This window comes from Shumkonia mesophila (assembly GCF_026163695.1).
Classification (GTDB): Bacteria; Pseudomonadota; Alphaproteobacteria; order Rhodospirillales; family Shumkoniaceae; genus Shumkonia; species Shumkonia mesophila.
Window position 1 is genome coordinate 143,005 of record NZ_JAOTID010000011.1, and the last position, 13,578, is coordinate 156,582.

Annotated in this window: 14 protein-coding genes and 1 other RNA gene; 5 read left to right on the forward strand and 10 right to left on the reverse strand. The window is 66.3% G+C overall.

Going from position 1 to position 13,578, the window contains the following annotated elements; translation table 11 throughout:
• Nucleotides 1-28: 28 nt before the first annotated feature.
• Genes ODR01_RS17575 through ODR01_RS17590 form a run of 4 tightly spaced genes read left to right on the forward strand, consistent with a single transcriptional unit; the run spans nucleotide 29 to nucleotide 3,857 of the window.
• The gene (locus tag ODR01_RS17575) at nucleotides 29-1,051 is read left to right on the forward strand and encodes a sulfate ABC transporter substrate-binding protein (protein ID WP_394356844.1); all 1,023 of its coding nucleotides are present in this window, start codon (nucleotides 29-31) and stop codon (nucleotides 1,049-1,051) included.
• 9 nt (nucleotides 1,052-1,060) lie between these two features.
• Nucleotides 1,061-1,903 (forward strand): sulfate ABC transporter permease subunit CysT, encoded by an 843-nt coding sequence (gene cysT / locus ODR01_RS17580; protein WP_316978997.1) that lies wholly within the window; start codon nucleotides 1,061-1,063, stop codon nucleotides 1,901-1,903.
• Nucleotides 1,896-2,759: a sulfate ABC transporter permease subunit CysW gene (gene cysW / locus ODR01_RS17585; protein WP_316978998.1), complete on the forward strand. Its 864-nt coding sequence runs from the start codon at nucleotides 1,896-1,898 to the stop codon at nucleotides 2,757-2,759. The genes cysT and cysW overlap by 8 nt, the downstream gene beginning before the upstream one ends.
• A 12-nt stretch (nucleotides 2,760-2,771) precedes the next feature.
• Nucleotides 2,772-3,857 carry a sulfate/molybdate ABC transporter ATP-binding protein gene (locus tag ODR01_RS17590; RefSeq protein ID WP_316978999.1) on the forward strand — a complete coding sequence of 362 codons (1,086 nt, stop codon included), beginning with the start codon at nucleotides 2,772-2,774 and terminating at the stop codon, nucleotides 3,855-3,857.
• Between the two features lie 4 nt (nucleotides 3,858-3,861).
• Here the strand turns inward: ODR01_RS17590 and fumC are convergent, their stop codons facing one another.
• From fumC to ODR01_RS17635, 9 genes are all read right to left on the reverse strand, one after another.
• Nucleotides 3,862-5,265, reverse strand: coding sequence for a class II fumarate hydratase (gene fumC / locus ODR01_RS17595; protein ID WP_316979000.1), 1,404 nt, complete (start codon nucleotides 5,263-5,265; stop codon nucleotides 3,862-3,864).
• A gap of 53 nt (nucleotides 5,266-5,318) precedes the next feature.
• Nucleotides 5,319-5,933 carry an alpha/beta family hydrolase gene (locus tag ODR01_RS17600; protein WP_316979001.1) on the reverse strand — a complete coding sequence of 205 codons (615 nt, stop codon included), beginning with the start codon at nucleotides 5,931-5,933 and terminating at the stop codon, nucleotides 5,319-5,321.
• Nucleotides 5,934-5,958: 25 nt separating this feature from the next.
• Nucleotides 5,959-6,399: a C-GCAxxG-C-C family protein gene (locus ODR01_RS17605; protein ID WP_316979002.1), complete on the reverse strand. Its 441-nt coding sequence runs from the start codon at nucleotides 6,397-6,399 to the stop codon at nucleotides 5,959-5,961.
• 15 nt (nucleotides 6,400-6,414) lie between these two features.
• Nucleotides 6,415-7,008: a SagB/ThcOx family dehydrogenase gene (locus ODR01_RS17610; RefSeq protein WP_316979003.1), complete on the reverse strand. Its 594-nt coding sequence runs from the start codon at nucleotides 7,006-7,008 to the stop codon at nucleotides 6,415-6,417.
• A gap of 63 nt (nucleotides 7,009-7,071) precedes the next feature.
• Nucleotides 7,072-8,697: a fumarate hydratase gene (locus tag ODR01_RS17615; RefSeq protein ID WP_316979004.1), complete on the reverse strand. Its 1,626-nt coding sequence runs from the start codon at nucleotides 8,695-8,697 to the stop codon at nucleotides 7,072-7,074.
• Between the two features lie 81 nt (nucleotides 8,698-8,778).
• The gene (locus ODR01_RS17620; protein WP_316979005.1) at nucleotides 8,779-9,297 is read right to left on the reverse strand and encodes an SspB family protein; all 519 of its coding nucleotides are present in this window, start codon (nucleotides 9,295-9,297) and stop codon (nucleotides 8,779-8,781) included.
• Nucleotides 9,298-9,340: 43 nt separating this feature from the next.
• Nucleotides 9,341-9,671, reverse strand: a transfer-messenger RNA (tmRNA) gene (gene ssrA / locus ODR01_RS17625).
• 87 nt (nucleotides 9,672-9,758) lie between these two features.
• The gene (gene nhaA, locus ODR01_RS17630) at nucleotides 9,759-11,000 is read right to left on the reverse strand and encodes a Na+/H+ antiporter NhaA (protein WP_316979006.1); all 1,242 of its coding nucleotides are present in this window, start codon (nucleotides 10,998-11,000) and stop codon (nucleotides 9,759-9,761) included.
• A gap of 39 nt (nucleotides 11,001-11,039) precedes the next feature.
• Complete coding sequence (locus ODR01_RS17635) at nucleotides 11,040-11,351, reverse strand: hypothetical protein (protein WP_316979007.1); 312 nt, start codon at nucleotides 11,349-11,351, stop codon at nucleotides 11,040-11,042.
• A gap of 181 nt (nucleotides 11,352-11,532) precedes the next feature.
• On the opposite strand from ODR01_RS17635, the gene ODR01_RS17640 reads away from it, so the two are divergent.
• Nucleotides 11,533-12,453 (forward strand): LysR substrate-binding domain-containing protein, encoded by a 921-nt coding sequence (locus tag ODR01_RS17640; protein ID WP_316979008.1) that lies wholly within the window; start codon nucleotides 11,533-11,535, stop codon nucleotides 12,451-12,453.
• On the opposite strand, the gene ODR01_RS17645 is transcribed toward ODR01_RS17640, so the two are convergent.
• Complete coding sequence (locus ODR01_RS17645; RefSeq protein WP_316979009.1) at nucleotides 12,437-13,435, reverse strand: universal stress protein; 999 nt, start codon at nucleotides 13,433-13,435, stop codon at nucleotides 12,437-12,439. The genes ODR01_RS17640 and ODR01_RS17645 overlap by 17 nt on opposite strands.
• Nucleotides 13,436-13,578 lie beyond the last annotated feature (143 nt).

Below are 13,578 nucleotides of genomic sequence, written 5' to 3' on the forward strand. Positions count from 1 at the left end.
GTTGTGGCGATAGGGAGGAGGGCCTCGCATGTTCGCGAACCTGGGTGTGTGGCTGCGCGTGGGTGCCATCGGACTGGCGCTGTCGATGCTGGCTCCGGCGGGGAGCCAGGCCGGCGCCGATATCCTCAACGTCTCCTACGATCCGACGCGCGAGCTGTACCGCGACTTCAACAAGGCTTTCATCGAGGACTGGAAGGCCAAAACGGGCGAAACCGTCGCCGTGCGGATGTCGCATGGCGGGGCGGGCAAGCAGGCCCGGGCCGTCATCGACGGGCTGGCGGCCGACGTCGTGACCCTGGCTTTGGCCTATGACATCGACGTCATCGCCGGGAAGACGGGCTTGATCCCCCCCGACTGGCAGGCCCGCCTGCCCCACAACAGCGCGCCCTACACCTCGACCATCGTTTTCCTGGTGCGCAAGGGGAACCCGAAGGGCATCCGCGACTGGGGCGACCTCGCCAAGCCCGGCATCCAGGTCATCACGCCCAACCCCAAAACGTCGGGGGGCGCCCGCTGGAACTACCTGGCGGCGTGGGGATACGCACTGCGCACCTGGGGCGGCGACGAGGCCAAGGCGCGCGACTTCGTGGCGGCCATCTTTCGTAACGTGCCGATTCTCGATACCGGGGCCCGGGGGGCGACCACGACGTTCGTGCGGCGCGGCATCGGCGACGTGCTGCTGGCCTGGGAGAACGAGGCCTTCCTCGCCATCAACGAGCTGGGACCGGACAAGTTTGAAATCGTCGTCCCCTCGGTCAGCATCCTGGCCGAACCCTCGGTCGCCGTGGTCGAGGGCAACGCCCGGAAGCACGGCACGCTCGCAATCGCCGAATCCTATCTGACCTATCTCTACTCGCCGGTCGGCCAGCGGTTGGCGGCCAGGCACTACTATCGGCCGGTCACGCCCGAGCTTGCCGATGCCGCCGACGTCGCGCGCTTTCCCAAGGTCGATCTCTTCACCATCGATTGGCTGGGGGGGTGGCAGAAGGCCCAGAGCGCGCACTTCGATGACGGCGGCATGTTCGATCAACTCTACCAGCCGACTCGCTAGGAGCCGGCCATGCGGGCGGCGTCGCCAGTTTGGTTCAGGCAGCCGAGCGTCCTGCCCGGCTTCGGGATCACCGTGGGCATCAGCGTCTTTTACCTGGGCCTGGTCGTTCTGGTTCCGCTGTGCGGCCTTTTCCTGAAGTCGGCCGGCGTCGGCTGGCTGGCCTTCTGGCAGGCGGCGCTGTCGCCGCGGGCGGTGGCCGCCTACCGCCTCAGTTTCGGCGCCGCCTTTTTCGCGGCCGCCGCCAACGCCATCTTCGGGCTGCTGGTCGCCTGGGTGATGGTGCGCTATCGCTTTCCCGGCAAGCGCATCGTCGATGCCCTGATCGACCTGCCGTTCGCGCTGCCCACCGCGGTCGCCGGCATCACGCTGACCGCGCTCTATGCCGAGAACGGCTGGATCGGCGCCCTGCTGGCCCCGCTCGGCGTCAAGGTCGCCTTCACGCCGCTGGGCGTGGTGGTCGCCCTCGTCTTCATCGGCCTGCCATTCGTCGTGCGCACCGTCCAGCCGGTGCTGCAGGACATCGACGCCGAGGTCGAGGAGGCGGCGGCCAGCCTGGGCGCCGGGCGGCTGCAAACCTTCCGGCGGGTGATCCTGCCGGCGATCTTCCCGGCCATCCTCACCGGTTTCGCCCTGGCCTTCGCGCGCGGCGTCGGCGAGTACGGGTCGGTGATCTTCATCGCCGGCAACCTGCCGATGGTTTCGGAGATCGCGCCGCTCCTCATCGTCATCAAGCTGGAGCAGTACGACTACGCCGGGGCCACCGCCATCGCGGCCTTCATGCTGCTGGTGTCGTTCGCCCTCCTTTTCGTCATCAACCTGCTGCAACGCTGGAATCGCGCCCGCTATGTCTAGAAGCAGCAAAAGACGTCCCCGGTCCGTCATCTCCGAGCCCGCCTGGGTCCGGCTGGCGTTGATCGCGCTGGCGCTGGTCTTTCTCGGCCTGTTCCTGCTGGCCCCGCTGTTCGTCGTCTTCGCCGAGGCGCTGCAGGGCGGGATCGGCGCCTACGTCGAGGCGTTCACCGAACCGGACGCCCTGGCGGCCATCCGCCTGACCCTGATCACGGCGGCCATCGCGGTGCCGCTCAACATCGTCTTCGGTGTCGCCGCGGCCTGGGCCATCGCCAAGTTCGAGTTCGCGGGCAAGAGCCTGCTCGTCACCTTCATCGACCTGCCGTTCTCGGTCTCCCCGGTGATCGCCGGCCTGATCTACGTTCTGCTGTTCGGGGCGCATGGATGGTTCGGCCCGTGGCTCGTCGCCAACGACGTCGAGATCATCTTCGCGGTACCGGGCATCGTCATCGCCACCATTTTCGTCACCTTCCCGTTCGTCGCCCGCGAGCTGATCCCGCTCATGCAGGAGCAGGGCAACGAGGAGGAGGAGGCCGCGCTGTCCCTGGGCGCCGGCGGCTGGCAGACCTTCCGGCGCGTTACGCTGCCCAACATCAAATGGGGCCTGATCTACGGGGTTCTTTTGTGCAACGCCCGCGCTATGGGCGAATTCGGCGCCGTTTCGGTGGTCTCCGGCCACATCCGGGGCGAAACCAACACCATGCCGCTTCATGTCGAGATTCTTTACAACGAGTACAATTTCACGGCGGCCTTCGCCATCGCCTCGCTGCTGGCGCTGCTGGCGCTGGTGACGCTGGCGCTCAAGACGGCGCTGGAGTGGCGCTACGGCGCCGAGCTGGCGGCCGCCCGCCGCCTGTAGGAAGGATCGCCGATGCGGATCGAAGCCAAGGACATCACCAAGACGTTCGGCGAGTTCACCGCCCTGCGCGCCGTTAACTTGGCTGTGGAGTCGGGCGAGCTGGTGGCGCTGCTGGGGCCGTCCGGCTCGGGCAAGACGACGCTGCTGCGCATCATTGCCGGGCTCGAATTCCCCGACGGCGGCGCCATCCTGTTCGACGGCGACGACGCCAGCCGGCGCACCGTCCGCGAGCGCAACGTCGGCTTCGTCTTCCAGCATTTCGCGCTGTTCCGCCACATGACGGTGTTCGAAAACGTGGCCTTCGGGTTGCGCGTCAAGCCGCGGGAAAGGCGCCTTCCCGAGGCCGAGATCCGCGCCCGCGTCGGGCGCCTGCTCGACCTCGTGCAGCTCACCAATTTTGCGGCGCGCTATCCCACCCAACTGTCGGGCGGCCAGCGCCAGCGGGTGGCGCTGGCCCGCTCGCTGGCCGTCGAGCCCAGCGTGCTGCTGCTCGACGAGCCGTTCGGCGCGCTCGACGCCAAGGTGCGCCGCGAACTGCGGCGCTGGCTCCGCGCGCTCCACGAAGAAATGCATCTGACCAGCGTGTTCGTCACCCACGACCAGGACGAGGCGCTCGAACTGGCCGACCGGGTGGCGGTCATGAGCAACGGGACGATCGAACAGATCGGCTCGCCGCAGGACGTCTACGATCACCCGGCGTCGGCTTATGTCTGCGAGTTCCTGGGCAACGTCAACCGCTTCGACTGCACGATCCGGGGCGGCGTCGCCGTGGTCTGCGACGACGAATTCATGACCGTCAGATCCCCCGGCGTCGTCGAGGGGTCGGCCGTCGCCTACGTCCGTCCCCACGACATCGCCATCTATACGACCAAGGCCCAGCTCGGGCTGCCGGCGATCGTGCGCCACATCGCCGCGGCCGGCCCGGTCGCGGTGGTGGAACTGGCCGCCGAGGGGGTGAAGGCGCCGGTCGAGGCCCTGCTGTCGAGGACCCGTCACCGCGAGCTCAAGCTGACGGTCGGCCAGTCCGTCTTCCTGCGCGCCCAGGCCGCCCGCATCTATCCGGCCGAGCGGCCGGCCGTCGCCGAGGCCACCGTTTGAGCGGCTACTCCTGCGGTCCCAGCATGGTTTCCGGACGCACCCAGGCGTCGAAGTCGGCGGCATTGACGTAGCCGAGCGCAATCGCCGCCTCGCGCAGGGTGGTTCCCTCGGCGTGCGCCTTCTTGGCGATCTCGGCGGCCTTGTCGTAGCCGATGTGCGGCGACAGCGCCGTCACCAGCATGAGCGACTGTTCCATCATATGGCGCAGGCGCGGCGCGTTGGCGGTGATCCCCGACACGCAGTTGTCGGCGAAGCTGCGGCAGGCGTCCGACAGCAGGCCGATCGATTGCAGCAGGTTGTAGATGATGACCGGCTTGAAGACGTTGAGCTCGAAATGGCCACTGGCGCCGGCCACCGTGATCGTCATGTGGTTGCCGATGACCTGGGCGCACACCTGGGTCAGCGCCTCGCTCTGGGTGGGGTTTACCTTGCCCGGCATGATCGAGGAGCCGGGCTCATTGGCGGGCAGCACCAGTTCGCCCAGACCGCCGCGCGGCCCCGAGGCCAAGAGGCGGATGTCGTTGGCGATCTTCATCAGCGAGACGGCCAGAACGTTGAGCGCGCCCGATACCTCGACCAGGGTGTCGTGGGCGGCCAGCGCCTCGAACTTGTTGGGGGCCGAAACCAGCGGCAGGCCGGTGATCGCCGCCGCCTTTTCGGTGAACACCTCGGCGAAGCGCGGATGGGTGTTGAGCCCGGTGCCGATGGCGGTGCCGCCCTGGGCGATCTGGTAAAGCCGGGGCAGGCAGCCGCGCAGCCGGGCGATGCCGGCTTCGACTTGCATCGCATAGGCCGAAAACTCCTGGCCCAGGGTCATCGGCACGGCGTCCATGGTGTGGGTGCGGCCCATCTTGAGGACGTCGGAAAAGGCATCGACCTTGCGCAGCAGCATGCCGTGCAACTGATGCAGCGCGGCCAGAAGCTGGTAATGGATCTGCTCGGCGGCGGCGATGTGCATGGCCGTCGGAAAGGCGTCGTTGGAGGACTGGCCGCGGTTGACGTGGTCGTTGGGGTGGACTGGCGTGTGAGCCCCGAGTGGGCTGCCCAGCACCTCGTTGGCGCGGTTGGCGATGACCTCGTTGACGTTCATGTTGCTCTGGGTGCCCGAGCCGGTCTGCCAGACCACCAGTGGGAACTGCCCGGCCAGTTTCCCCTCGATCACCTCGTCGGCGGCCTTGCCGATGGCCTCGCCGAGCGGGGCCGGCAGTTCGCCCAGTTCGACGTTGGCCTGGGCCGCCGCCTTCTTGACGATGGCCAGCGCGCGGATGACCGACATCGGCATGGGTTCCTCGCCGATCCGGAAGTTCTCGATGGCGCGCTGCGTCTGGGCGCCCCAATAGCGGTCGGCGGGAACCTTGACCGTTCCCATGGAATCGGATTCGGTGCGGAACTTTCCGGACTCCGGCATGCGGGGGCCTCCCTGGATGCGGTTGCGGGTCGCCGTTGACCGATTTTACCCGATTATGCCGCCAAGGCGAACCCGGCAGCGAGGCCGACGGCCTCCCGCCAGTTCTGCGCCTGGGTGCGGCCGGACCGCTGGCGCGGGGTCAGGTCGTGATCGCCGTCCTCGATCCAGCAAAGGCGGATGGCGGCGGAAAGGGGATAGCCGGCCACCTCGTCCCGGCTGCCCAGGGGATCGCGGGTGCCCTGCACGATGAGGGTGGGGGTGGCGAGATCGCCCAGGTGGGCGGTGCGCAATGTGGCGGGGCGGCCCGCCGGGTGGAACGGATAGCCGAGGCAGATCAGCCCGGCGACGCCAGCCTCGTCGGCGACAAGGCTGGCGATGCGCCCGCCCATCGACTTGCCGCCGATGACCAGGCGCTTGGGACCGCCCAGCCGGCCGATCACGTCCAGCCAGGTGGCCAGCAGCACGGCCGGGCGGTCGGGTCCGCGCTTGCGGCCGTCGGCCCGCCTTGCGGCCATGTAGGGGAACTCGAAGCGGGCGACGCGCACGCCGCGTGCCGCCAACCCCTCGGCGAAAAAGGCCATGAAGGGCGAATCCATCGGCGCCCCGGCGCCGTGGGCGAGGGCCAGCGTGACCGGGGCGTCGTCGGGGCCGTCGAACAGGAATTCCATCGGCGGGCGGCCGCGCGGACCGGACCTACAGCAGATCTTCGACGATCTCGGCGGCGGAACGCACGAAGTCGGGGCACATCCGGCGGGTGATCTGCATGTCGGTATTCAGCTTGCGGCCCGCCTCGGTGGACAGGTCGACGCCGATCAGCTCCTTGCAGCCGAGGGTGCCGTGGCGGGCCTTGAACTGCTCGGTGAAGCGGTGCGCCATCTCGTAGGCCTTGGTCTTGGCGTCCTTCTCGCTCTTGGTCAGTTTGGCGGCGCGAATGCCCAGCGTCATGACCGCTCCGGTCACCGCCCCGCAGATCAGGCCGTGCGCGCCAATGCCGGCGCCAAAGCCGCGGCCGGCATTCATGGCGGCGGTTTCGTCGAATCCCACGGCGCTGGCGAAGGCAACCGCCATCGCCTGGCTGCAATTGCATTTGTCAGGCCCGAACAGTTCGACAGCTCTTTCGACCCGTTTCGACATTGGCGTCCTCCCTCTTCAAGCGTTCGGTTTTCCGAACACCATCATGTAGATCGGCTTCTCATTGTCGCCCATGGCGGCCAGGGACTGCAATCTTTGCTCGTCCAGCGCCCCGATGGCCACCGCGCCCAGTCCCAGTGCCACGGCCTGCAACGAGACGTTTTGCGCGGCGTGCCCGGCCTCCAGCAAAACGAAGTCGCGTCCCATGTCGCCATACTTGGCGGTGGTCCGTTCGAACACCGCCCCGAACAGGATGGCGGCGGTGCAGGTGGCGACGCAGGCCTGGTTCATGCAGGCGGCGGCCAGGTCGGCGCGGATGTCGCCGGCCGCCGTCTGGCCAAGGCCGTGGGTCGCCGGGTCGTAGCGGTAGACACCGGCGGCCAGTCCGTCGACGGCGCCGGCGATCAGGTAGGTTTCCAGCGGAAAGGTCGCCCCCGCCGACGGCGTCGTGCGGAACCCTTCGGGCGAGGTGACGCCGGCGGCCGACCACAGAAGCTGCGAGATGTCGGCGAGCGCGAGCGGGGTCGTCGCGTAGGCGCGTATCGAGCGGCGCTCGCGCAGGGCCTGGGCCAGGGGCATGCCCCCTGCAAGCCGGGGCTCGGGAAGTTTCATGGCGTTTCCTCTTATGGTTATCGGGCGGCGGCCGCGATGCGGCCCGCCGCGCCGGGCCGGCCTTCAGCGGGCCGGATTGATCAGTTCGGCGAAGAAGTCGTTGCCCTTGTCGTCGACGCAGATGGCGGCCGGGAAATCCTCGATCTCGATGCGCCAGACCGCTTCCATGCCGAGTTCGGGATACTCGATGCACTCGACCTTCTTGATGCAGTCGTGCGCCAGGCGCGCCGCCGGGCCGCCGGGAGAGGCCAGATAGAAGCCGCCGTGCTTCTTGCAGGCGTCGGTCACCTGCTGGGAGCGGTTGCCCTTGGCGACCATGACCAGGCTGCCGCCGTTGGCCTGGAACAGGTCGACGTAGCTGTCCATGCGCCCCGCCGTGGTCGGCCCGAAGGAGCCCGAGGCGTAGCCGGCCGGGGTCTTGGCCGGCCCGGCGTAATAGACCGGATGGTCCTTGAAGTACTGCGGCAGGCCCTTGCCGGCATCGAGGCGTTCCTTGAGCTTGGCGTGCGCGATGTCGCGGGCCACGATCATCGGCCCCGAGAGCGACACCAGGGTCTTGATCGGATGCCTGGAAAGCTCGGCCCGGATGGCGTCCATCGGCTGGTTGAGGTCGATTTTCACGATCTCATGGACCGGGCCGTGGCCTTCGATCTCGGGCAGGTACTTGGCGGGGTCGGTTTCCATCTGCTCCAGGAAGACGCCGTCCCTGGTGATCTTGGCCTTGATCTGGCGGTCGGCCGAGCACGAAACGCCCAGGCCCACCGGACACGAGGCGCCGTGGCGGGGCAGGCGGATGACCCGGACATCGTGGCAGAAGTACTTGCCGCCGAACTGGGCGCCGATGCCCATCTTCTGGGTCATTTCGAGGATCTGCTCTTCCAGCGCCACGTCGCGGAACGCCTGGCCCAACTTGCCGCCCTTGGTGGGCAGGGCGTCGAGGTAATGGGTGCTGGCCAGCTTCACCGTCTTCAGCGTCAACTCGGCCGAGGTGCCGCCGATGACCAGCGCCAGGTGATAGGGCGGGCAGGCGGCGGTGCCCAGCGTGCGGATCTTGGCGTCGACGAATTTCATCAGGCTCGCCGGATTGAGGAGGGCCTTGGTTTCCTGGAACAGGAAGGTCTTGTTGGCCGAGCCGCCGCCCTTGGCGACGAACAGGAATTTGTACTCGTCGCCCCTGGTCGCGTAGATCTCGATCTGGGCCGGCAGGTTGTTGCCGGTGTTGACCTCCTCGAACATGTCGAGGGCCGAAACTTGGCTGTAGCGCAGGTTGTCCTTGGCGAAAGTCTTCAGGATGCCTTCGGCGATGGCGGCCTCGTCGTCGGCGCCGGTAAACACGTTCTCGCCCTTCTTGCCCATGACGATGATGGTGCCGGTGTCCTGGCACATGGGCAGCACGCCTTCGGCGGAAATCGCCGCGTTCTTCAGCAGTTCGATGGCCATGAAGCGGTCGTTGGGCGACGCTTCGGGGTCGTCGAGGATCTTGCGCAGCTGCGCCAGGTGGGTGGGCCGCAGGAGATGCTGGGTATCGTGGATCGCCGCCTCGGTCAGCGCGGTCAGGGCGGCGGGATCGACTTTGAGCAGGGTCCGTCCGTCGAGCGTCACCGTCTTCACGCCGTCGGTGGCGAGCCGGCGATAGGGCGTGTCGTCATGGCCCAGGGGGAACATTTCGTGATGGACGTATGCGCTCATGGCTGGTTTCCCTATTTCGGCTTCTTGAACGAATCGGTTCCCCGGCGGGGGATTCGGCAGGACGGCGGTGGCGGAAGGGCGTCAGGACTTCTTGCGGAAGGAATCGAGGGCGATGACCTCTCCCTTCTTCTTTTCCTCGGCTGCGTCGTCGGCCGCCGCTGCGGGGGCGGTCTTGATGGCCGGGGCGGGAACCGGCTTCGCCTTGACGCCGGGGGCCTCGCCGACCGTCTGGACGGTGGCCGGGGCGGCCGGCTTGAGCTGGAGCCCGAAATTGACCGAGGGATCGGCGAACGCCGTCATGGCGGCGAACGGAATCGCCAGCCGGGCGCTGCGCCCCTGGAATTTGAGGGTCACCGAGAAGGCGACATCGTCGACCATCAGGTCCGAATACTGGTGCTGCAGCACGATGGTCATGTCCTCGGGGTAGCGGGCCTTGAGATGGCCCGGCATCTGAACGCCCGGGGCGGTGGTGCGAAAGGTGATGTAGAAGTGATGGTCGCCCGGCAATCCTTCCGACGCCGCCAGGGCCAAGGCCCGCTTGACGACGCCGGACAGGGCGTCGGCGATCCATTGGTCGTATCGGAGAGCGTCGGCGGTCATACGGTCGGTCCCTGTTATGGTCCCCTGTTGGCGGCGGGCGGAAAGTGGGGGGCTTCTGTTGCCAGGTGCCCCCCGAACCCCGTTGCCGCTAAGCGGCTACAGCAAATGCCTCGTTGTCGTTGGCATCTGTAAGCGTGGCCCGATAACGGTGGATACCATGCCGAGCAAAAACCTTACCTTTACCACGCGCGTCGATCCTGTTTCGCCCCCAGGGGATGGCCGGCTCCGCCGCGGATAACCGGCCACGAAAGGAATTGGTGGAGGCGCCGGGTACCGCCCCCGGGTCCGCTACGCTTATTCCGTAAGGCGTTTATCGCCATAGTCGGTTTCCCGACCCCCTGAATATAGTCTTTACGCGGGAGCGAGGAAAGGGGGACGGCGGGCGCCGTACGCTGTTCCAGACAAAAACCGGCGGCGGAGGGGTCCGCCGCCGGCTTGCCCGGGCAACCGTTTGTCTTGTCTTAGTTGCGCAGGCTCGACATCGACGGTTCCATATGGCGCGATCCGGCGCGATGACGGGACTTTTCCGCCTGCTTCTCGCCGGCCAGGCGCAAAAGCCAGTACCCCGTCACACCGGAGAGCAGGGAACCCGACAGCACGCCGAACCGGATGGCCGCCGCGTTGGCCGGATCGGCGAAGGCCAGCGTGCCGATGAACAGGCTCATGGTGAAGCCGATCCCGGCCAGGACGGCGACTCCGTGCATCTGCGCCCAGTTGACGCCGGCCGGCATGGCGCATAGGCCCAGGCGGATGGCTGCCCACGAGAACCCCAGGATGCCGATCTGCTTGCCGAGGAATAGACCAAGCATGATGCCGAGCGGTATCGGCGCCAGAAGCGTGTTCAGCGAGAATCCCGCGAGGGACACGCCGGCGTTGGCGAAAGCGAAAATGGGCATGACGCCAAACGCCACCCACGGCGCCAAACTGTGTTCGAGATGATGCAGCGGCGAGGATGCGCTGCCGCCGGGAACGCGCAAGGGAATGGCCAGCGCGATCACCACGCCGGCCAGCGTGGCATGGACGCCGGATTTCAGCACGCACACCCACATGACGAGACCGACCAGAAGGTAGGGAAGAAGGCGCGTCACGCCCTTCCGATTCATGGCGAAGAGCACGCCGGCACCCGCCGCGGCGATGGCCAGGGACCCCACCGACAGGTGGTCGGTGTAAAAGAGCGCGATGATGATGATGGCGCCAAGGTCATCGAGGATGGCCAGCGCCAGCAGGAAGATCTTCAATGAAACCGGCGCCCGCTTTCCCAGGAGGGCCAGCGCGCCGATGGCGAAGGCGATGTCGGTTGCCGTCGGAATGGCCCAACCTCTGAGCGCGGTCGGGTCGGCTTGGTTCAGCGCAATGTAGATGAGCCCCGGCACCAGCATGCCGCCCGCTGCCGCGATGGCGGGAAGGGAGGCCTGTTTCCACGAGGACAGCCGGCCTTCGATGATCTCGCGTTTGATTTCGAGGCCGACGTGGATGAAAAAGATCGCCATCAGCCCGTCGTTGATCCACAGCAGCAGCGGCTTGTCGATGGCAAGCGCGCCGATCTTCACCGCAATGGGCGTCGCCAGCAACGTTTTGTACAGCCAGTCGAGGGGCGAGTTGTCGATGCCGATGGCCAGTACGGCCGCCAACATCAACACGACACCGCCCGCCACGTCGCTCTGGAAGAACGCGGCCAAACGCCCGCTGGGGGAAGAGGTCATGACGTTGTCCTTTCTTTTCGTGGGCGTTTTTTCTGTTGTTCACTCCGGCGAGGCCGGGGGGGTGTAGTCACGGGTCCGGCGGTGAGATAGTGCCGCCGGGTCAGGCGGCGGAAGCTCGTCGTCCACCATGATGGCGACGCCCAGGGCCTGCATCCGTCGTTCCAGGTCCGCGATCGAGTTCCTGAGGTAGATCCTGAGGCGCCGCAGGCGCTGGACGTAAAGGTCATCCCGCTGAGGCGGGCGCGCCGTCAACCGAAGCTCCGCATCCAGGATCCGCTGCGCCGAGACCAGTGTGCGATGGCGGAAAACCAAGTCTTCGGCTTCCGAAACGTTCGAGCGCGTGGTTGGCATGAGTTGACTCCCCTGTCACCCGTCTCATCGCACCGCAGGCCCCGAAGAGCCGGGACCATCCTTGATTATGATGGGAAAAAGTTTTAGGTAGATCCAATCGATAAGGAGTGGCCGTTTATTCGGTTTTTCCTATCAGGAAAACAGGGGCCGCAAGCCTCCGGCGGCCCTGAAGGGGTGTCCCATGCCGAGCCTGAAACGCCTTCGATACCTCGTGGCCGTGGCCGAAACGCTGCATTTCCGGCGGGCCGCAGTGCTGTGCAACATCAGCCAGCCGACCCTCAGCGGCCAGTTGCAGGAACTCGAGGAACGCCTGGGCGTGCAGTTGGTCGAACGCAGCCGCTCGCGCGTCGTGCTGACCCCCATCGGCAAGGAAATCGCGGCGCGCGCCAAGCGGATCCTGAGCGATGTCAATGACATCGTCGAAATGGCTAAATACGGCGGCGCGCCATTTGGCGGCACCGTGCGCGTGGGCGTCCTGCCGACGATCGGCCCCTACCTGCTGCCGCATCTGTTGCCCGACCTTCACCGCACCTATCCCTATCTCAAGCTTTATCTGCGCGAACGGGTGACCCAGACCTTGGAGGAGGGACTGCACGATGGCACCTTCGACGCCCTGCTGACGCCGCTGCCGATCAGCGGGGTGGATACGGTCAGTGTTGCGTTATACCGGGAGCCCATGGTGGTCACGCTGCCGGCCGATCATCCGCTGGTCCACAAGACGGTCATCGAGCGCAACGATTTCAAGGGTGAAACGGTGCTGGCGCTCGAACCAGGGCATCGCCTGTACGAACAGGTCCGCGACCTGTGCGCCCAGTTCGGCGCCACGCTTTCGTTGGATTTCGGGGGGACCAGCCTGGATACCCTGCGATTGATGGTCGGCATGGGAATGGGGATCTCGCTATTGCCTGCCCTCTACGCGCGTTCCGAAATCCCCAAGGACCAGAACGTCGTCATGCGGCCTCTCAGGAATCGTCCACCGAGCCGGGTCATCGGCATGACTTGGCGGCAACAGTCGGCCCGCGCTGCCGAGTTTTCCATCCTGGCCGACCTGTTTCAGCGGATTCTCTCGGAGAAGGTGCCCGAGGTCATACCCGTGCGCTGACCGATGGCACCGGATAGCCGGGGCGATAGGTGGCCGCCTTCTCGACCGACGGCACGAAGGCGGCGGACTTGACGGCCAGCACCGCGCAATCGGCCAGCGGCAGGATGCGTTCGACCAGATTGCTGTATATGAAGCGGTCGATACCCGTCCGGCTGACGGTCCCGGCGACGATCAGGTCGACGTCGCTCTTCCACGAGAAATCCAGGAGAATCCGGTAGGGATCGCCTTTCGGCATATGCACTTCATGGTCGATGCCGTCGAGGTCGAAATCGGAGAGGACGCTGCTGAGGGCTTTTGCATGCGCGAGGCGATTGCGCCGGTACAATGCCCTCCACATTGGCGGCAACATTTCCGAGCGGCTGGTTTCAAGATCCTGGCCCTTGAAATCCCAGGCGTGGACGATGTCGAGCCTGCATCCTTCCGCGTAGGCCAGCTTGGCGGCTAGCGACAGCACGGCGTGATCGATATCTTCGGGGGCCCCCTCCGCGCCTTCGGCTCCGATAGCCGCCACGATGCGGCGGCAGAGGGGTGCCGCCTGCGGCTTGACGATCCAGACAGGGCAGGGGCAGGCACGCATGATGCGTGATGCCGGCTTGCCGAAGAGGAGACCTTCCAGAGTCGTGCGGGTTTCTTCCGCGGTGATGACCAAATCGTAACCGTAGCGCACGACGGCACGGACGATTTCCGTATGGCGCGCGCCGCTAAAGACGGCGGGTCTGACGTCGATGCCTTGGTCGCGGGCCTCGTGGAGGATACGCTCCAGGCGGTTGCGGTAGTCGACTTCCTCATATTCCGAAGTCACCGGAATGACCGAGGAAAAGGGATTGAACCGGGACAATGCGCCGCCGGCCGCCTCGGGGATCACCTCGGCGATGGTCAGCTTGGCGCCGTCCCGCTTTGCCAGGGTCACAGCCCTGCCCAGGGCGGCCTCGAATCCGGCGGCATCGTCGTGTATGAGCAGGATGTTCTCGAACCCGTCCATGGCATCCTCGCTTTCTATCCCTTCTGCCGTCTCGGCGGTCGGCCGGGACGATGGCGTGGCCATGGATACAATGGTGAGAGCCCCCCGAGTGTGAATCAAATCGATCTTGTGGCGTGATGTGATAGATATTAACGATCAGCTTA